Source organism: Desulfobaccales bacterium (assembly GCA_041648175.1).
In the GTDB taxonomy this organism is placed as follows: domain Bacteria; phylum Desulfobacterota; class Desulfobaccia; order Desulfobaccales; family 0-14-0-80-60-11; genus 0-14-0-80-60-11.
In genome coordinates this window covers 21,201-39,567 of sequence record JBAZPO010000017.1, presented here as the reverse complement: position 1 = coordinate 39,567, position 18,367 = coordinate 21,201, and the positions used below count along the sequence as shown (strand labels likewise).

General features: G+C 56.3%; 18 protein-coding genes. 10 read left to right on the top strand and 8 right to left on the bottom strand.

The window, feature by feature from the left end:
* Positions 1-205: 205 nt before the first annotated feature.
* From WC600_14830 to WC600_14810, 5 genes are all read left to right on the top strand, one after another.
* On the top strand, positions 206-1,324 hold the full coding sequence (locus tag WC600_14830; protein ID MFA4904006.1) for a GDSL-type esterase/lipase family protein: 1,119 nt from the start codon (positions 206-208) through the stop codon (positions 1,322-1,324).
* 12 nt (positions 1,325-1,336) lie between these two features.
* Positions 1,337-2,896, top strand: a complete 1,560-nt coding sequence (locus WC600_14825) for a 2-isopropylmalate synthase (GenBank protein ID MFA4904005.1) — start codon at positions 1,337-1,339, stop codon at positions 2,894-2,896.
* 135 nt (positions 2,897-3,031) lie between these two features.
* Entirely contained in the window at positions 3,032-4,297 is a 1,266-nt protein-coding gene (gene leuC / locus WC600_14820) for a 3-isopropylmalate dehydratase large subunit (GenBank protein MFA4904004.1), read from the top strand.
* A gap of 204 nt (positions 4,298-4,501) precedes the next feature.
* On the top strand, positions 4,502-4,990 hold the full coding sequence (locus tag WC600_14815; protein ID MFA4904003.1) for an SRPBCC domain-containing protein: 489 nt from the start codon (positions 4,502-4,504) through the stop codon (positions 4,988-4,990).
* A 302-nt stretch (positions 4,991-5,292) separates the two neighbouring features.
* The gene (locus tag WC600_14810; protein ID MFA4904002.1) at positions 5,293-5,571 is read left to right on the top strand and encodes a hypothetical protein; all 279 of its coding nucleotides are present in this window, start codon (positions 5,293-5,295) and stop codon (positions 5,569-5,571) included.
* Here the strand turns inward: WC600_14810 and WC600_14805 are convergent.
* Both WC600_14805 and prfA read right to left on the bottom strand, forming a co-directional pair.
* Positions 5,568-6,557, bottom strand: a complete 990-nt coding sequence (locus WC600_14805) for a HemK/PrmC family methyltransferase (protein ID MFA4904001.1) — start codon at positions 6,555-6,557, stop codon at positions 5,568-5,570. The genes WC600_14810 and WC600_14805 overlap by 4 nt on opposite strands.
* The gene (gene prfA, locus WC600_14800) at positions 6,558-7,631 is read right to left on the bottom strand and encodes a peptide chain release factor 1 (protein MFA4904000.1); all 1,074 of its coding nucleotides are present in this window, start codon (positions 7,629-7,631) and stop codon (positions 6,558-6,560) included.
* Between the two features lie 265 nt (positions 7,632-7,896).
* Between prfA and WC600_14795 the strand changes: the two genes are divergently transcribed.
* Complete coding sequence (locus WC600_14795) at positions 7,897-8,436, top strand: hypothetical protein (GenBank protein ID MFA4903999.1); 540 nt, start codon at positions 7,897-7,899, stop codon at positions 8,434-8,436.
* A 108-nt stretch (positions 8,437-8,544) separates the two neighbouring features.
* Here the strand turns inward: WC600_14795 and WC600_14790 are convergent, their stop codons facing one another.
* The 6 genes from WC600_14790 to gltX form a co-directional block, all read right to left on the bottom strand.
* Entirely contained in the window at positions 8,545-9,393 is an 849-nt protein-coding gene (locus WC600_14790; protein MFA4903998.1) for a histone deacetylase, read from the bottom strand.
* Between the two features lie 31 nt (positions 9,394-9,424).
* The gene (locus WC600_14785) at positions 9,425-10,486 is read right to left on the bottom strand and encodes a hypothetical protein (protein MFA4903997.1); all 1,062 of its coding nucleotides are present in this window, start codon (positions 10,484-10,486) and stop codon (positions 9,425-9,427) included.
* A 213-nt stretch (positions 10,487-10,699) separates the two neighbouring features.
* Entirely contained in the window at positions 10,700-11,179 is a 480-nt protein-coding gene (locus WC600_14780) for a hypothetical protein (protein MFA4903996.1), read from the bottom strand.
* A gap of 83 nt (positions 11,180-11,262) precedes the next feature.
* Entirely contained in the window at positions 11,263-12,201 is a 939-nt protein-coding gene (locus WC600_14775) for a methionyl-tRNA formyltransferase (GenBank protein MFA4903995.1), read from the bottom strand.
* Between the two features lie 199 nt (positions 12,202-12,400).
* Positions 12,401-12,598, bottom strand: a complete 198-nt coding sequence (locus tag WC600_14770) for a hypothetical protein (protein ID MFA4903994.1) — start codon at positions 12,596-12,598, stop codon at positions 12,401-12,403.
* A 64-nt stretch (positions 12,599-12,662) separates the two neighbouring features.
* On the bottom strand, positions 12,663-14,066 hold the full coding sequence (gene gltX, locus WC600_14765; GenBank protein ID MFA4903993.1) for a glutamate--tRNA ligase: 1,404 nt from the start codon (positions 14,064-14,066) through the stop codon (positions 12,663-12,665).
* A gap of 159 nt (positions 14,067-14,225) precedes the next feature.
* On the opposite strand from gltX, the gene WC600_14760 reads away from it, so the two are divergent.
* The 4 genes from WC600_14760 to WC600_14745 all read left to right on the top strand — a co-directional run bounded on the left by WC600_14760 (position 14,226) and on the right by WC600_14745 (position 18,358).
* Positions 14,226-14,423, top strand: a complete 198-nt coding sequence (locus WC600_14760) for a hypothetical protein (GenBank protein ID MFA4903992.1) — start codon at positions 14,226-14,228, stop codon at positions 14,421-14,423.
* A 341-nt stretch (positions 14,424-14,764) separates the two neighbouring features.
* Positions 14,765-15,856, top strand: coding sequence for a PAS domain-containing sensor histidine kinase (locus WC600_14755; GenBank protein MFA4903991.1), 1,092 nt, complete (start codon positions 14,765-14,767; stop codon positions 15,854-15,856).
* Between the two features lie 116 nt (positions 15,857-15,972).
* The gene (locus WC600_14750; GenBank protein MFA4903990.1) at positions 15,973-16,161 is read left to right on the top strand and encodes a hypothetical protein; all 189 of its coding nucleotides are present in this window, start codon (positions 15,973-15,975) and stop codon (positions 16,159-16,161) included.
* A gap of 481 nt (positions 16,162-16,642) precedes the next feature.
* A complete protein-coding gene (locus WC600_14745; GenBank protein ID MFA4903989.1) occupies positions 16,643-18,358 on the top strand; it encodes an FAD-dependent oxidoreductase in 1,716 nt (571 codons plus the stop codon).
* Positions 18,359-18,367: the final 9 nt, after the last annotated feature.

The window sequence follows — 18,367 nt, the reverse complement described above, 5'->3', positions numbered from 1 at the left end:
ACATCAGCTTTGCAACCTTGTCTTGCAGTTTTTTGAGGATGGCACCGGGGCAAACGACCCTGGTTCATCCCTTCATTTCAATATTTATAGCGTTTGCCAAAAGTTTTTTCCTCTAATTCTCCTCCCCCCTTGTGGGAGAGGGTAGGGTGAGGGGTTAATAAGAAAAAACTTTTGGCAATGAGTATAAAGAGATTACCGAGCGGCAGTGAAGTCACTTCTCTTTAAAATCATATGCGTCTTCCTCGGTTTTCTGGTGGCCTTTGCCATGGCGGAAGGCGCCGTGCGGCTGTTCCGTCCCCAGGAGGTGGGGCCGGTGCGCTTTGCCTGTGACTCTGAACTGGGCGAGATTCCTGTTCCCGGCCAACATGGGGTGCGACATTCCCCCGGAGTTTTTGACTTTACCTATAGCAACAACTCCCTGGGCTGGCGCGGACCCCGGGAATTCCGGGAAGACAAGCAGACTACATACCGGGTGCTTTTTCTGGGAGATTCGTTCACTTACGGCCTTGGCGTCAACGACGAGAAAACCTTTGCCGCCCAAGTGGAAAAGATTCTCACCGCTGACCGTCTGTCCGTAGAAGTTATGAACGCCGGTTGCCCCGGCAAAGGCACCGATTATGAAGTGAAGGTATTTGACACGGTGGGGCGCAAATTTCACCCTGACCTTACCGTGCTGTGCTTTTTTTGCAATGATTTTCAGGACAATGAACGGGCTGAGTATTATAATATCGACAAACGCGGCGACCTTCATGCCAAAGAGTTGAACTGCAACCAGGGCGCCCTGAAAAAAGTTCTCCTGGATCTGCCCGGTTACAACTGGCTGATTTCCTGGTCCCAGGCGGCCAACCTGATTAAACAGACGGGGGTTGACCTGCTGGTGAACCGGGCCGCTAAAACCGGCCCTGAGGCAACGCCAGGATTGGTGGTATCCTATAACCGAGGAGCTGAGGGTTATGCCAACCGGACTAATAAAGGCTTAACCAACCTCTACGTTGAACACTTGAACACCGCAGTAAAAAGTGCCGGTGGTGCGTTGATAATGTTTTATATTCCCGTGTCCCAGGAAGTGCGTGACTATAAAAAGAGTCGGACAATATCCGCCGATGAGCAGGCGTGTGTGCGTATTGCGGCAGATAACGGTATTACGCTGTGGTCCTTGACCCCCTTGTTGGCCCTCTCGGGCCAAACTATCGAGAACCTCTACTATGAAGAAGGTCATTGGACCGCCGCGGCTCATGAACTGGCGGGAATCTCTATGAGTCGGCTGATTGCCAGCCGGTTAATGGAGCGCCGCCAACCTGCGCAACGTGAACCTATCAACTGAAAAGGTTTAAATATGGCACACAAAATTTTTATCTTCGATACTACCCTGAGGGACGGGGAACAGACCCCCGGGGCTAATCTCAACGTGGACGAAAAACTGCAGATCGCCCGGCATCTGGAACTCCTCAATGTGGATGTCATCGAGGCCGGCTTCCCCATTTCTTCGCCAGGGGATTTCGAGGCGGTGCGAGCCGTGGCCCGGGAAATCCGGGGCCCCCAGATCGCCGGCCTGGCCCGGGCTTTTGAGAAAGACATCGACGCCTGCTGGGAGGCGGTGAAAGAGGCCACCAATCCTCGGATTCACACCTTTGTCTCCACCTCCGATATCCACCTGAAACACCAGATGCGCAAATCCCGGGAAGAGGTGCTGGAGATGGCGGTGGCCGCGGTGAAGCATGCCTGCCGCTATACCTCCAACGTGGAATTTTCGGCCATGGACGCCTCCCGGAGCGACCTTGATTATGTCGTCCAGGTCTTCACCGCGGTCATCAACGCGGGCGCCACCACCCTCAATTTCCCGGATACAGTGGGCTACGCCATCCCCGAGGAGTTCGGCTTCAAGATCAAGTACCTGATGGAGCACATCCCCAACATGCACAAGGCCATCCTTTCGGTGCACTGCCACAATGACCTGGGGCTGGCCGTAGCCAACACCCTGGCCGCCATCAGTAACGGGGTGCGCCAGGCCGAGGTGACCATCAACGGTCTGGGGGAACGGGCGGGCAACGCCTCCCTGGAGGAAGTGGTGATGGGCCTGACCACTCGCCGGGATCTGTTTAACTTTTACACGGACATTGTCACTCAGTACATCTATCCCACCAGCCGCCTGACCAGCAAGCTTTCAGGCGTGCCAGTGCAGCCCAATAAAGCCATCGTGGGGGCCAACGCCTTTGCCCATGAGTCCGGGATTCACCAGGACGGTGTGCTTAAGGACTCCAGCACCTTTGAAATCATGACCCCTTCCACCGTGGGCATCAAGAAGAGCACGCTGCCTCTGGGGAAACTCTCGGGCCGCCACGCCTTCAAAAACAAGCTCCGGGAGATGGGCTTCTACGTAAACGATGAGGAACTGAACCGGGCCTTTGCCCGCTTTAAGAGCCTGGCAGACCGCAAAAAGACCGTGTTCGACGAAGATCTGGTCAGCCTGGTTGAGACCGAGGTTATCTATAAGTCGGTGCCGGAACACTTCAAGCTAGTTGAACTCGTGGTGGTCACCGGGACCATGGCCAAGCCCTCGGCCAATGTCAAAATGGAGATCGGCGGCCAACTCGTCGGCCCCTATTCGGTGTTCGGCGACGGCCCCATCGACGCCACCTACAAGGCCATCACCCACCTGGCCGGGTCCAAGTGCACGCTCCTGAAGTTTGCGGTGAGTTCCATCACCGGCGGCACCGACGCCCAGGGCGAGGTGTCGGTGCGCCTGGAGGAGTCCGGCCACGTGGTGACCGGCCAGGGGGTAGACCCCGACGTGGTCACTGCCAGCGCCCGAGCCTTTATCAACGGGCTCAACCGCCTCAACTTCCTCAAGGAGGGCGGCCCGGCGAAGAAAGGCCCCAAACCCGAAGAACTGTAAAATGCCAGCTATAGGGCGGGCCATGCCCGCCATTTTTCGGCGTGCACGGCACGCCCTATGAACTGTAACATACCGTAGGGGCGGGTTTAAAACCCGCCCCTACATCGCCATACTATAATTTATATGGAGACTGTAATGCCTAAACCTCAAACCATTACCCAAAAAATCCTCGCGGCGCACTGCGGCAAAGATTACGTGGAACCCGGCGAACTCATCATGGCCAAAGTGGACATCGCCCTGGGCAACGACATAACCGCGCCTCTGGCTATCAAAGATTTTCATAAAGTGGGGGCCAAACAGGTCTTTGATCGGGACCGGGTGGTGCTGGTCTGCGACCACTTTGCGCCCAACAAAGACATCCCTTCCGCCATCCAGTGCCAGCAATTACGCAATTTCGCCAAGGAACAGAACCTGACGCATTTTTACGACGGCGGCGAGATGGGGGTCGAGCACGCCCTGCTGCCGGAAAAAGGCATTGTTGGCCCCGGCGACGTCATCATCGGCGCGGACAGCCACACCTGTACCTATGGCGCCCTGGGGGCCTTTGCCACCGGGGTGGGCTCAACCGATCTGGCCGCAGTTATGGTCAAGGGAGAGTGCTGGTTCCGGGTGCCCGACAGTATCCGCTTCGTGTATAACGGCAAACTGCCCGAGTGGATAACCGGCAAGGACCTGATCCTCCACACCATCGGCGATATCGGGGTGGACGGCGCCCGGTATATGGCCATGGAGTTCACCGGTCCGGCCATCCAGGCCCTTCCCATGGCGGACCGCTTCTCCATGGCCAACATGGCGGTGGAAGCCGGAGCCAAAAACGGCATCATCGCTCCGGATGAAATTACCCTGGAATATGTCAAGGGGCGCACCTTAAGGCCGTATAGCCTGTATGAGAGCGACGCCGGGGCCGCGTACCTCTTTGAAAAAACCTACGAGGTCAGCAACCTCGAACCCCAGGTGGCCTGTCCGTCGTCGCCCGGCAACGTCGTACCGGTTTCCCAGGTGGGAGAGGTCAGCATCGACCAAGCGGTGATCGGCTCCTGCACCAACGGCCGGATCGAGGATCTTAGGCTGGCCGCCCAGATCATCAAAGGCCACAAAACAGCCAAAGGCGTGCGCCTTATCGTTATTCCCGCCACGCCCTTAGTGTGGCGCCAGGCCATGGACGAAGGGCTGATGGCTATTTTCATGGACGCCGGCGCGGTGATCAGCCCGCCGACCTGCGGGCCTTGCCTGGGCGGGCATATGGGCATCCTGGCCCCGGGCGAAACCGCCGTTGCCACCACCAACCGCAATTTTGTGGGCCGCATGGGCCATACCAAATCCAAGGTCTACCTGGCCAGTCCGGCGGTAGCCGCGGCCTCTGCGGTAACCGGGCGTATCAGCAGCCCTAAAGATTTGTAGTCATTGCCGGAAGTAATTTCTTTTTTAGGGTACGGGCGAGCCGTGCCCTTTTTTGTTCTAAGGCTACAGAAATTTGTCCCCTACTAAATTCCGAGTTAGGTAGAATTGGGAAGATTATTCAAGTTCCCAATATTTGACAGACTGGGTCGCCCTCCTTATATTTTTACAAGATCTTTTGTAATTCCTTGATGGGGAGGTGCCTCTATGGATAAAAGCAAAAATGACCTAATCATCATTCGCGTGTTTGATGCGCCCCGGGAACGCGTGTGGAAGACATGGACAGATCCCGAGATGTTCAGGAAGTGGTGGGGACCGCAAGGCTTCACGTCTCCTGTTGCGAAGTTCGATCTCAAAGTGGGCGGGAAGTACCTGAACTGCATGCGTTCGCCAGAGGACAAGGACTATTGGAGCACCGGTATCTACCGCGAAATCATGGAGCCGGAGCGACTTGTCATGACCGATTCCTTCGCGGACAAAGAGGGCAACGTGGTTCCGGCAACCCACTACGGATTGAGTGCGGATTTTCCGATGGAGATGCAGATAAGCGTAAGGCTCGAAGAACAGGCAGGAAAAACCAAGCTCACCCTGAAGCATTCCGGAACCGCCGGTATCAATGAAAAAGACCGCTCCGATATGGAGCAAGGCTGGAGCCAGTCTTTCGATAAGTTGGCGCAATTACTGACTAAAGAATGAACTCTAACGCAAGCGCTTAAAACAATTCCGAACTTTATCTTCTCCAGTTCTTTCCCTCAGTTCCCAAATTGCACTTCGGAACGAGGCTGTAAGTCTACGCTATCAAGAATGATTGTGGGGCAGATGAGACGAGGAAAGTTATAAGACAGTCGACTTTCTTGTGAAATTGTGATACCTTTCTTACAGTCGCTCATGAGCTTGCCGCTCTCTCAAAACCATGAAAAACCCGGTAGGGCGGGCGTCCCCGCCCGCCACTCAACCTTGAACTTTGAACCTTGAACTCTGAACTTTTCAAGACAGATATGAAGAATTATTCTATAGTTCCCGAGGGCATGGACTTGAAGGGCTGGATAAGAAAACGGTGCCTGCCTTGGCTGGTAGCGGCAATGGTGGTATCGTCAGGCTGCTCTGGCGTCATGATGGAGTCCAAAGACAGTAGCGGCAAGATAGACCGGGTCAGGCTTGACAACGGCCAAAGCTGGAAAAGCTACGACAACAAGCCGCGTCAGCCCTATGTCAGTGCCGGTAAGCACGGCCTGGATGATATGAGCCTTATGCTTCTGAGAGAGATGACTTTTTAACCGGCTCCATCCCGGCGCCGTGCCCGCACCACCCGCTCTATCCCACTGAAATCCTTAATGCTCTCCACGCGGTCATAGGCGCCGCTCTGTTGGATTAACCCCTCGACTTTTTCCGCCTGCCGATCCCCTACCTCCAGGAGCATCCAGCCTCCTGCTTTAATATACTGGTGTGCCTGCCGAACTAAGGGCCGGATCAGGTCCAAACCGTCTTTTCCCGCCAATAAGGCTTGTCGTGGTTCAAAGTCTTTAATATCTCGTGGCAGTTGCTCCCATTCCGGCTGGGGCACGTAGGGCAGATTAGCCACCAGCACGTCAAATGACGGCTGGGGCTTGAATGCACTGAGCAGATCGCTCTTAAACAGATGAACCCGGTCGAGCACCCCATGGCGCCGGGCATTGTCCCATGCCACAGCCAGGGCCGCAGCCGAGATATCCACCCCTATCCAATTAATCTCCGGCAGTTCTTTAGCCAGAGCGACGACCACCGCGCCGCTGCCGACACCGATTTCTAAACCCCAGGAGGATTCGTTCTTTGTGTCTGTTTCAAGACGTGGAGGCTTTTGCTCCTGTCCCCTTTCCTCCAGTGATTGCTCTGGCTCTCCGGTAGGGGCGGGTTTCAAACCCGCCCCTACATTATCTTTCGCGACCTCCACGGCCGCGGCCACCAGGGTTTCGGTTTCAGGGCGGGGGATCAGTACCGCCGGGGTCACCTGAAAGTCAAGAGACCAGAATTCCCGGTGCCCGGTGAGATAGGCCACGGGCTCACCCTGCCGGCGCCGGACCACCAGAGCCTTGAAGCGCGCCAGTTCTGCCGCATTGAGGGGCTGATCGTAACGCAGATAGAGGTCCAGGCGGCTAATGCCTAAGGTGTGGGCGAGGAGCACTTCGGCGGAAGCCCGGGGCTCCGAGACCCCTTTAGCGCGGAAATATTCAGTGGTCCACCGAAGAAGTTCCAGGATGGTCCAGGCGGTTTGGGGTTCGGCCATTTATCCCTGCGCCAGGGCCTGGGTCCGGTAGTAAGCGAGCAAGCCCTGGATGAGCTCCTCCAGGTCCCCGTCCAGCCTGTCCTCCAGCTTGTAGAGGGTCAGTCCGATGCGGTGGTCGGTGATCCGGCCCTGGGGGAAATTATAGGTGCGGATGCGTTCGCTCCGGTCCCCGGTGCCCACCATGCTTTTGCGTTCCTGGGCGATCTGCTGCTGCTGTTCATGCTGCATGAGGTCCAGCAACCGGGAGCGCAGGACTTTCAAGCCCTTGGCTTTGTTTTTGTGCTGAGACTTTTCATCCTGGCAGGAAACCACCAAGCCGGTGGGCAGGTGGGTGATCCGCACCGCAGAATCAGTAGTGTTGACGCTCTGGCCGCCGGGGCCGGAGGACCGGAAGACATCGATGCGCAGTTCTTCCGGGCTGATCTGCACGTCCACCTCTTCGGCTTCGGGGAGCACGGCCACCGTCACCGCGGAGGTATGGATGCGTCCTTGGGATTCCGTGGCCGGGACCCGCTGGACCCGGTGCACCCCGCTCTCATATTTGAGCTGGCTGTATACTTTATCGCCGGAGATGGAGGCGATAATTTCTTTGAATCCCCCGCCCCCGGTGGCCGAATGGCTCAGAATCTCCATTTTCCAGCGTTTGCGCTCCGCCAGGCGGGTGTACATCCGGAAGAGGTCCGCAGCAAACAGCGCCGCTTCATCACCCCCGGTGCCGGCCCGGATCTCCAAAATGACGTTCTTGTCATCCAGGGGGTCCTTGGGCAGCATCAGAGACTGGAGATCTTCTTCTAACTTGGCGGCCTGGTCCTTGAGGACCTGAATCTCCTCCCGGGCGTAGGCCTTCAGTTCTTCATCCGCCTCTTCCTTCAGCAGGGTCTGGTTCTCCGCCAGTTCTTTTTCGACCTGCTGAAAGCGCCGGAAGGTCTGGATCACCGGCGCCAGTTCGGAAAGTTCTTTACGGGACTTATGATACAGGTCCTGGTTCTTGATGACCTCGGGATCGGTCAGCGCGGTTTCCAGTTCCTGGTAACGATTTTCCAGGGATTCTAAGCGATCGGTAAGCATATAAATAGGGGAAAGGGCTGGGAAGCTGTCCCAGTCCTTGAGAGTTTGTAGTCAAGGGTGTATCACCCATAACTCATTTAAATATATTATAAATTAAAATATTACGTCCAGCAATGGGAAAGCACAGGAGAATGATCCAGACAAGAGTCTCTGCCCTCCTTTCTTCCCACAACCGAAAATATCCATGGTAACGTAGGGCTTACCAATAATTTCTTGACAGAGGTGATAATTGTAATGAATATGGAAACAATCTAATAAAAGGAGAATGGCCATGAAAAAATTAATAATCTTTGCCAGCTCGTGTTTATTTTTAGTAGTTTGTCTGGCCAGTTTCTCTCTCTCCGCGCCCATTCCTGACCTCAAAGGCGTCTGGAAGGGAACTGCGACGGTTGGCTGGGTTCGCGCTGATGGATCCACCCCCCTAACGCAAAAATTTATGGATTACGACATTACCATAACCATCACTGATCAAAATCAAGACCTGGTTTTGGGAAAAATGGACGCGCAGTTAATTGGCGGCCCTCCCGCTGGCCCTGTCCCCTCTGCTGACTTTGCCGGAGTTATCTATGGCGACAATGAACTACATTTTTTAGGTGGCGACCCCACAGGCGTGATTGGTTTTGGAAAATTGTCTTTATCGCCCTTAAAACCATCATTCGGCCAGAAACAAACCATCAGTGGCCATTGGATTGGATCACTTGGACCCAGTATACCTTTTCATGGGACGGCCGCTCGATTTTCAGTAACCAAAAGAACTTTGATCAAGCCCCCCACCCCAGGCGGCCCAGCCAAAGAACCCTTATCGAAATAGGCCATTCTGGGGCGCACGTCTTAAAAATAATGACGCTATCTATAAGGTTCTAAAGGGCAAGGACCTCTGGTGGTCCAGGCCCTTTTAATTTTGATTAAAAGGGGAGGACTACCCATCCGCCAGGCGGCGGATGATTTCGGGGATGGTGGCCGTGGCCAGATGGGACATGGAGCCGCCGGCCAGGACCACCTGGAGCGGAACGCCCATCTCCTCGGAGGCCGCCAGCATCAGGTCGCAGATGGCGAAATAGGCCGTTTCGGTAAGTCCTATGGAACCGTAGTCGTCCCGGTGGGTGTCGAAGCCGTAGTACCAGATGAGCAGGTCCGGCTTGAAGGCAGTGATCAAAGGCAGGTTCTGCCGCACCAGGTCAATATAGTGGGCATCAGGGTCTTCCCGAAAGTCAGGGCGATGGACATTGACATCGACCTTGGTGCCGTCAGCGCTTTTAAAATTGGTGCCGCAGAAGCACAGGTGCAAGACCTCGGGGTCCTCTCGCACCAACTGGCGGGTGCCGTCGCCGTGGTGAGCATCGGTGTCCACAATGGCAAAGCGCCGCCATCTACTGCTTTCCCGGGTATGGGTCAGGGCGATGACCACGTCGTTGAAACAGCAGGCCCCCCAGAATTGGCGATAACCTGCGTGGTGGCCGCCCGCGCCGATGAAGCAGAACGCCCGGTCAACCTCACCCTTGGCCAGATCCGTCATGCCGGCCACCACCGAGCCCACGGACTCATAAGCCGTGGAACACATGCCGTCCATGGCCACCATGGTCAGCATCTCCGGGTCGTGCACCTTGGTGACCAAATCGTTGGCTACCCGGGGCGCCTGGATGAGACGCACGTTGGGCTTGGTCAGCAGCGAATCCAGGGCCTCAGGAAAGTCCCGCAGCCGGTTGCCCACGGTCATGTAACTCTTGCGGCTGAAGCTCGGGTGGTAGTAAATGCCGATCTTCTTCATTCAGCATACTTATAAAAAATTTATCGATTAATCAAGGCTGCTTTTTCTTTGCCAAGCTGCCAACGGTTTGTTCGGCCTTCGTTAAAATATCCCGGGCAAATATCTCACTGAAACCGGCGATGAATCCCAAAATAACGTTGAAAGCGTTCTTCTTATCGGGGGCTACAGTCACAGCGAGAATGCCAGATTCGATAATAAGGACCACAAAAATGGCGAAGACCAAACCGATTAATGGCCTAAAAAAGCCCGAGGAAAAGAGCACGGCGAAGTCTGCGTCTCGCAAGCGGGCGAAATCGGGCATCCGCACCATAAGGCTGGTGATGCCACCTGCAGCACCTGCAAAACCCGCAAATTTTAAAGGTGCGGGAATCCCCTGCCAAGCTGAGCTCCACGCACCAAAAACCACTGTTGGGTCCCATGCCCATTTCGAAACCGCTGTCCATTGCTGAAGAACAATTCCAGAAACATATGCTAAGGATCCAATGATTATAGGAAGACCTACAAATAACAGAAAAAACAAGCCAAGAAAGGTCAGAACTCCTAAGAAGACTTGCGATGCCGGGGAAGCGCCTTTAAGGAGACTTTTCTTTTGCTTAAGGCGAGATTGGATATGCACGCGTATTTTGGAGGCCAGGCTTGCGTTCGGTTTATCCTGCAGGAGCGCCTGGGCGGCCAGTTCCATTTCTCCTGTAAGCGACTCATCACTGCCAAGCTCCGAGAGCAATTGAATAAATTGGGCCAGTTCATCCTGACAAGCAACATCCTGTTGTTGGAGTAGAGCTTTTTTAAAGTCCTCATTCAACTTTTGCAATCGTGCTTGCACTTTCGCTTCATCCAGGCGAGACTCGAGATCTTCCCTGACCATAAGGGCCAGTCTGAGGTTAAGTTTATCTTTCTCAAGGGCCTTCAGGGCAATCTCCCACTGCTGGCAAAGATGGGGATATCCACAGATATCCGGTAACAAATGGGTCAAATGACCCAGCTCCTCCTGCGCCATCTCCTCCAGATTCGAAGAGATGACATTCTGCAGGTTTTGTTGAAGAGTCAATAGAACATCCGTTTTAGGAGTTTCTGGGACACCTTGGGAATCCATTTCCCGCCTCCTTCGCCAATCCTGGCATGATTAAGATGAAAATTCTAAAATATGCTAAGTAATATACATGAAAATATCTATAAAAGCATAAATATCTTAGTTAAGACTTAATGTTAATAAGTTCTCTAACAGAATTAGAGATGTTTTAAGGAGAATTTCTTTTAGGGGGGTTCTCAAGCTGGAGTAAAAGAACGAAGGAAACGAAATGCAAGGCTAGTGTGATGTCCCCTTCTTCCCTGTACTACGGGATTTCACCATCTGCTCCCACTGCTCGTACTTGGGAAAAAACAGGTAAAAATAGCCCAGAGAAATCACCATAAAGACATAAAAATCCAGGGCATTGCCGTTCAGCAGAAACAGGACCAGACCGAAAATCGCCACGCTTTCGCAGAGGGCGAAAGTGACGATAGCCGCCTGGGGCAGGTTGTCAAGCGATCGGGCCGGCAGGATCTTCTGTACCACCTTGATGATGACAAACTGGGCCGCGGCCAGAGCCAGGAAGATATATTTGAGCAGGCTTGCGGTTTGAGGCGAAAGTTGGGCGAACCCGCTAAAAGGCGCCCACTGCCACTTGATCACTTCCACCATCCCGGCATAGGCCAAAACCGCGGCAATCATGGCCAGGCCGATGAAATTGACCGCCAGGTAGCGGGACTTGAGGACGACGTGGTTATCTTTGAGATTGGTGGCCATTTAGGGTTTTATGGTGCCCAAGCAGAGCTTGGGCCAAAATTTACGCTCCCAAGCAGGAGCTTGGGAGCGAGGAATGAGACCAATCAACAGCACCGCATTACAGCCGGCGCGCCGAAGCGGTCGCCGGCTTGGGGCTTTTTAGCATTGATAAAATCCGGCGCCTTGACCTTGCCCAGGTCTTTAGTGCGGAAGCGGGTGATGAAGAGTGCAGCCCCGCTTACTGCCACCTTGAGGCCTTTGTCCGTGACTTCCAGAATCTCCCCAGGCTGGGCGGCATGGTCCGCCATGAGATATGCGGCATTATAGAGCTTGACCTGCTCGCCCTTGAACGTGGTGGTGGCGCCCGGTTGAGGATCGCAGCCCCGGATGAAGTCGAAAACCTTGCGGCCCGGCTGGTTCCAGTTGAGGGCCGCCACTTTCTCATCGCAGGGGGGGTCATAGGTGCCTAAAGAGTGATCTTGGGGTATCCGGGGCGCCTTGCCCTGGGCCACCAGATCCACCGCCTCCAAACAGGCCTGCACCCCCATGGGGTAAAGTTTGTTGAAGTAAACCTCGCCGGTGGTTTCGTTGGGTCCGATCTCCACCTTCTTCTGAAGCAGGATGTCGCCGGTGTCGATGCCTTCATCCACCCAAAAAATGGTGAGCCCACTTACCGCCTCGCCGTTGATCACGGCCCAGTTGATGGCCGACGCGCCCCGGCATTTGGGGAGAATGGAAGGGTGGTAGCAGATGGACCCGAGTTTGGGAACGCCCAGAACTTTGCCGGGAACTATATCGGTAACGAAGGCCAGGACCGCCAGGTCGGGATTGATAGAGACCATCTGATCGTAGGCCTGGGGGTCTTTCATGCGGGGTGGCTGGAATACGGGAATCCCGGCCGCCTGGGCCGCGTCTTTGATGGGATCGACCTTGCTGCCCCGGTCCGGGGGGCAAAAGACGCCCACGACTTCTTGGCCCCGCTCAATTAACCCTTTTAAGACGTCCGCACCAAAGGCTGCCTGGCCGATTACGGCGATACGCATAAATGCCCTCCTTATGGTTGGCAGCGGGAAAGAAATCGGCTGCGGCAGGTGCACCTGCACGCCGCTTCTCCGGCCACCCGGTTATGAGCCTGGCAAGACGGATAAATGATAATCGCTGCCCAGGCCGGATCATCACCTGAGGGAGTGCAGCGGTGCCGGGGTAGGGGAGGGGGGTGGACCCTGGTCCCTCACCGGCAACTTAATGATGGTGGTGGTGCTCTTCCGGCGCCTTAGGCGGTTCCAGGGTGGAAGCGTAAAACGCGATACCGCAAGCCGCCAGGATAGAGACCACCGCTATCGGGGCGCTATGCCCCCAAATGGCGATGCCGATACAGGCGAACACCAGGATAATCAAGTAAGCCTGTTTTTTCCGATAGCCTTGATTGCCTTCAGCCATGACTAACCTCCCTAAGATATGGCAAAAACTCAGCCGCAGAGTCGAATTTCGATAATTTCTGAACTTACGCGCCACCCCGTTCCACAAACTCGATGGCGTTCTCAAGCCGCCGCAAGGTCTCGTCGCGGCCCAGGATATTGATGATTTCAAAGAGCCCGGGACTGGCCGTCTTGCCCGTCAGGGCCACGCGCACCGGCTGGGCCAGATTGACCATCTTTAGCCCGGTCGCTTGGCCAAGGTCGGCGAACAACTGACTCAAAGCCGCTTCGTTGACCTCCGGCAGTTGGGTCAGCCGCGCCGCGATCTCCCGGATGTTGGGAACCGCAGTCGGGGTGAGGAACTTCTGGGTGGCCTTGGCATCATAGGGCCGGGGGTCCTGAAAATAAAAACGGGCCGCTTCCGCCATCTCCACCAGGGTCTTGCTCCGGGCGCTCAGGGTGGTCACCACCCGGCCCAGGTACTCCTGGTCCGGCGCCTCGCTCAAATAGTGCAGGAACGGGGTCAGCTCCCTGGCCAACTCAAGGGGAGGCAGCTCCTTGAAATAGTGGCTGTTGAGCCACTGGAGCTTTTCTTCATCAAAAACCCCCGGGGATGTGGTCACGTGGTCCAGGCTAAAGTATTTGATGAGTTCGTCCCGGGAAAAGATTTCCTGGTCGCCGTGGGACCAGCCCAGCCGGGCCAGGTAGTTCACCAGGGCCTGGGGCAAGTAACCCTGCTCCCGGTAGGCCGTGACCGACACCGCGCCGTGGCGCTTGGATAGCTTGGCCCGGTCTTTGCCCAACATCAGGGGCATGTGGGCGAACAGAGGCGGCGCGATCCCCAGGGCTTCATAGATGACGAGTTGCCGCGGGGTATTGGGGATGTGGTCCTCCCCCCGGATAACCTGGGTGACGCCCATGGTGATGTCATCCACCACCACCGCGAAATTATAGGTGGGAATGCCGTCGGCCCTTTGGACCACCAGGTCGTCCAACTCCTGATTGTCAAAAGCGATGGGGCCTTTGATCTGATCATCCCAATGGGTGACGCCGGTCTGAGGCGTCTTGAACCGCACCGCGGTATTCGGGCCCGCGGGCAGCTTGAGGTCCCGGCAGTGGCCGTCATACTTGGGTTTTTCGCCCCGGGCCAGGGCGGCTTTGCGGCGGGCCTCCAAATCTTGGGGCGGGCAGTTGCAGTAATAGGCGGCGTCCCGCTCGACCAACCGCTGGATATATTCGTGATAGATCGGCAGTCTTTCCGACTGCCGATAGGGGCCTTCATCCCAATCAAGACCCAGCCAGGTCATGGCGTCAAGAATCTCGGTAACGAACTGCGCCTTAGAACGTTCTTTGTCCGTGTCTTCGATGCGCAGGATGAACGTCCCGCGATAATGCCGGGCAATGAGCCAGTTGAACAGCGCCGTATGAGCGCCGCCCAGATGGAGGGCGCCGGTGGGGCTGGGAGAAAAACGGGTACGCACTTCGGTCATGTTATTTCCTTTAAGACTAGGCATATGTACCATAATTTTTCTGCCCTGGCCAGGGAATTTCCCCCGGTAAATCCCTTGCCAAGGGTAAGAGTAATGTTTATTAATGAACTAATGCTTGTATATTCCCGCATGGACGTTTAAGAAGATCGAGGAGGAAGTATGGTGCAAGAAAGAGGACAAGGTCAGGGGGCTGGACAGAAATGTGGTTGTGGTGGCGGGAGAGCGCGAACCGGCCGGGGGCCTCAAGGCACCTGCGTCTGCGCGGTCTGCGGGCACCAGGTCCCCCATGCACCGGGGGTGCCCTGCCGGGAAGTTGCCTGTCCCCAGTGCGGCGGCGCCATGACCAGGAGAGATTGATCAGCTTCAGAAGCCGAGCGTTTCAACCGAGCTTGGCTCCCATAGGATTTCTCAAAGGGGGTTGGTCCATCCGGGGCGGTCCCCTTTTCAATTACCTATGCTCTCGACCTTTCCACTCAGAGCTCCGGGAAAATCGGATTGCCCTCCATGGCAAAAACTGTTAATAAGATTTACATTATTTTGCAGGCAAAGCCTGCGCTAGGGGCGGGTCTGAAACCCGCCCCTAAATCTGAAAACTTATAGCATTTGCCAAAAGTTCTTTCCTCTAATTCTCCTCTCCCCTTGTGGGAGAGGGTAGGGTGAGGGGTTAATAAGAAAAAACTTTTGGCGATGAGTATAAGATGCCCAAAGCAAAGCACGCTAACTCGACCAGGTCTCACGATTGGTCCCACTTTCTGATTCAGAAAACCCCGGGCGCAGTGATTACTGCGGATACCCAGGGCCGGATTACGGAATTTAACCCCGCCGCCGAGAGGATGACCGGGTTTAGCCGGGCGGAAGCCCTGGGCCGAGACACCGGGGAAATTTTGCACTTTCAGGGAGGCGAAGCTAATTTCCCCTTAAACCAGGTCTGGGGGGGTAAGCTTGAGGTAACCGAGGAACTCATCATGCACAGCCGTTCGGGCCAGGAAGTGCCGGTGATGATCAGTTCCTTTGCGCTGAGGGACGAGCGCGGGGCGATCTACGGCGGGGCCGTCATCATTCGGGACCTGACCCTCGTAAAACGCCTGGAGACCGAGCGCCGGCATCTGGTCAACATGTTCGCCCATGACCTGAAAACCCCGGTCGTGGGCACCGCGGGCCTGATCCGACGCCTGCTCCAGGGCAAGTTGGGGGAGCTATCACCCCCGCAAATCAACTACCTCCAGACCGTCGACCGGGAACTGCACCACCTGGAAGAACTCATCACCCGGTTTTTGGAATTCGCCCGCCTGGACCTGCGGATTATGATCCCGCAGCCCCAGGACCTGGACGTGGCCGGCGAGTGCCAGGAGGTCGTCACCCTGCTTATGCCCCTGGCGGAAGCCAAAGACATCACCCTCTCAATAAATCTTCCTCCTGGGATTCCCACCCTGAAGGCCGACCCGTACCTGTTCCGCCGGGTTTTGGAAAACCTCATCGGCAATGCCATCAAGTATAGTCCCTCGGGCAGCACGGTCTGGCTTAACGCCCAGGTCGAGGACCCAGCCGTCCGCTTCGCCGTGAAAGATCAAGGTCCCGGCATCTCGCCTGACGACCTGTCTCATCTCTTTGAAAGCTTTTACCGGGGCCAGGGGGTGGCAAACATTCCGGGCTTCGGCCTGGGGCTGGCTACGGTCAAGCGGATCATCGACGCCCACGGTGGCCGAATCTGGGTGGATACTTCCCCGGGACACGGCAGCGCCTTCTACTTTACCATTCCTTTAGAGACCCAGAATACCCCATCAAAATAACCCATCGCACGCTTCCTGCCAGTGGATCGCCACGGTATACAGTAAATAATCAAGTAAAAAACTTGACTAAATGGGCCGGGGACTTATCTTTTGGTTAAAAATGAGAGGTAAGAGTTATGCCCTTAGAAGGCCATGGTACGGATTGTGATTGTGGCTGCTGCGGGTTCGAGGCAGAGCCTGAAACCAAGACTCAAGCCAAATGCGTGTGCCCCTCCTGCGGCAATGAGATGTCGGCTGCAGCCGGTACCGCCTGCGCCGCCATGAAATGCCCCGCGTGCGGGGCCGCCATGCAAGCGGGCAAATGAGGCGAGGCCGGAGCGAGTTGCATAAAGATAATCCCAGTTTTTGGGAACCCCGGGAATTACCTGGAGATGCTGAAATTAACCTGCCTCTCAGTTTAAAAGAGCGCCCTTCAGCAAAGGTAACAGTGGGCAGGGTCAATGCTGCTCCGGCCTTTGCCTATGAATAGTGTCCAGCGCTTGTGTGCCCCCCCGATCCACTCATCCCTTGCTTGTGAGTTTCATGAAGCTGCGAACGGGCTAAAATTCCTTTAACTGAGCTTTACCCTGGAACTCCCGCCGATCTCGCCTTATATTTGAATAATTCGCCTAACTAGTTTTCATCCGGAAACGCCTTTAAAATCCCCCCCTTTACCAAAGGGGGACTTTGAAGGCCGGTTGCATCTTTAAACGTTTTCAGATGAGAGCTAACTAAGACCAGACCTCAGGGGTGGGGCAGGCTGCTAAACTCCCCCGTGGTCCTGAAGCATTATCGGAGGCCGTTACCATGGCAGATCCCTTGAAAATTGTGATAGTGGGCGGTGTGGCCGCGGGCCCCAAAGCCGCCGCGAGAGCCCGGCGCTTAGATCCCCAGGCTTCCATCACCATCCTGGAGAAAGGCGATTACATCTCTTACTCCGCTTGTGGCTTGCCCTTCCTGATTTCCGGCGAAATCCCGGACGTCAAGCATCTGTTGGCCTCACCTGTGGGGGTGATGCGGGATGTGGAATATTTCCGCAAGGTGAAGGACATCAACTTCCTCACCGGCAAAGAAGTGCTGGCCATTGACCGCGCCGCCAAAGCAGTCAAAGTCCGGGACCTGGCTACTTCCCAGGAGGAAACCTATCCGTACGACAAGCTGGTGCTGGCCACCGGCGCGCTGCCGGTCCGGCCGAAAGTGCCGGGGATCGATGTGGAAAACGTCTTCGTGATCCGCCAGCCCCGGGACGGCCTGGCCATCATGGCCGCGTTGGAGGAGCACAAACCTCGGCGCGCCGCCCTGATCGGAGCCGGCGCCATCGGCCTGGAAGTGGCCGAAGCCCTGGTGGACTGGGGTGTGGAGGTCACGGTGGTCGAAGCTATGGACCAAGTCTTCCCCGGCTTGCTGGACTTCGAGATGGGGGCGCTGTTAAAAAGACACCTGGAAAGTAAAGGAGTTAAGGTGCTCACCGGGGAGGCGGCCACCAGTCTCGGCAGTGACGAGGACGGCCACCTGAACCGGGTCTATACCTCCAAGGGCGAGTTCCCCGCGGAACTGGCGGTGGTGGCGGTGGGGGTGCGGCCCAACGTGGAGTTGGCCCGGGCCGCGGGCCTGGCCATCGGGGAGACCGGGGCCATCCAGGTGGACCGGGAACAGCGCACCTCGGACCCGGACATCTATGCCGGCGGCGATTGCGCCGAAACCTACCATCGCCTCCTCAACCGGCCGGTGGTAGTATCATCCGGACAACAAGCCAACATCCAAGGGCGGATTATCGGCACCAACCTCACTGGCGGCCACTTGGCCTATCAGGGCATGGTGGGAACCGCGGTGGCTAGGGTCTTTGACTATACCGTGGGCGCTACGGGCTTGACCGAGGCCGCGGCCAAACAGGCCGGCTTCGAGGTTGCGACCGTCCTGGTTCCGGGCCTGGACCACGCCCATTACCTCCCCGACGCGCAGTTCGTGGGTCTTAAAATGGTGGCTGACCAGGTCACCGGCATAGTGTTGGGGCTCCAGGTGGTGGGACCTGGGGACGGCGCCAAGCGCCTGGATGTGGCCGCCGCGGCCATCACCCTGGGGGCAACGGTGGAAGATTTCACCCAATTCAACCTGGGGTATTCGCCCCCATATTCCGTGGCCATCGACCTGTTGGTCAATGCCGCCCAGGTGATGCAAAACAAGCTCACCGGCGTGGCCCAGAGCGTTTCACCCCTGGAAGTCCAGGCCCTCACTGACCGGGGTGAAGATTTCATGCTCCTGGACGTTCGCACCCCGGGTGAGTTCAAGCGCGAGCGCCTCAAGCATCCGAAAGCCTTTGCCATGCCCCTGGCCCGCCTCCGGGACAAAGCCCACACGTTGCCCAAAGACAAGTTGTATATCCCTTTCTGCCAGCAGAGCCTAAGGGGCTATGAAGCGGAAAAAATCCTGGAGGGTCTGGGCTTTAAGAACGTGAAGTTCATGGATGGCGGCGTGACCCATTGGCCCTTTGAGTTGGAGCGCGGCAAGGGCGAAAAAGAGTAAGACCCGGGA

Coding starts and splice junctions, on each gene's coding strand:
- WC600_14785 (MFA4903997.1), bottom strand. CDS start 10,486: ATGGATTCCCAAGGTGTCCCAGAAACTCCTAAAACGGATGTTCTATTG.
- WC600_14825 (MFA4904005.1), top strand. CDS start 1,337: ATGGCACACAAAATTTTTATCTTCGATACTACCCTGAGGGACGGGGAA.
- gltX (MFA4903993.1), bottom strand. CDS start 14,066: ATGACCGAAGTGCGTACCCGTTTTTCTCCCAGCCCCACCGGCGCCCTC.
- WC600_14750 (MFA4903990.1), top strand. CDS start 15,973: ATGCCCTTAGAAGGCCATGGTACGGATTGTGATTGTGGCTGCTGCGGG.
- WC600_14760 (MFA4903992.1), top strand. CDS start 14,226: ATGGTGCAAGAAAGAGGACAAGGTCAGGGGGCTGGACAGAAATGTGGT.
- WC600_14810 (MFA4904002.1), top strand. CDS start 5,293: ATGAAGAATTATTCTATAGTTCCCGAGGGCATGGACTTGAAGGGCTGG.
- WC600_14795 (MFA4903999.1), top strand. CDS start 7,897: ATGAAAAAATTAATAATCTTTGCCAGCTCGTGTTTATTTTTAGTAGTT.
- WC600_14775 (MFA4903995.1), bottom strand. CDS start 12,201: ATGCGTATCGCCGTAATCGGCCAGGCAGCCTTTGGTGCGGACGTCTTA.
- WC600_14745 (MFA4903989.1), top strand. CDS start 16,643: ATGGCAGATCCCTTGAAAATTGTGATAGTGGGCGGTGTGGCCGCGGGC.
- WC600_14755 (MFA4903991.1), top strand. CDS start 14,765: ATGCCCAAAGCAAAGCACGCTAACTCGACCAGGTCTCACGATTGGTCC.
- WC600_14770 (MFA4903994.1), bottom strand. CDS start 12,598: ATGGCTGAAGGCAATCAAGGCTATCGGAAAAAACAGGCTTACTTGATT.
- WC600_14790 (MFA4903998.1), bottom strand. CDS start 9,393: ATGAAGAAGATCGGCATTTACTACCACCCGAGCTTCAGCCGCAAGAGT.
- leuC (MFA4904004.1), top strand. CDS start 3,032: ATGCCTAAACCTCAAACCATTACCCAAAAAATCCTCGCGGCGCACTGC.
- WC600_14805 (MFA4904001.1), bottom strand. CDS start 6,557: ATGGCCGAACCCCAAACCGCCTGGACCATCCTGGAACTTCTTCGGTGG.
- WC600_14815 (MFA4904003.1), top strand. CDS start 4,502: ATGGATAAAAGCAAAAATGACCTAATCATCATTCGCGTGTTTGATGCG.
- WC600_14780 (MFA4903996.1), bottom strand. CDS start 11,179: ATGGCCACCAATCTCAAAGATAACCACGTCGTCCTCAAGTCCCGCTAC.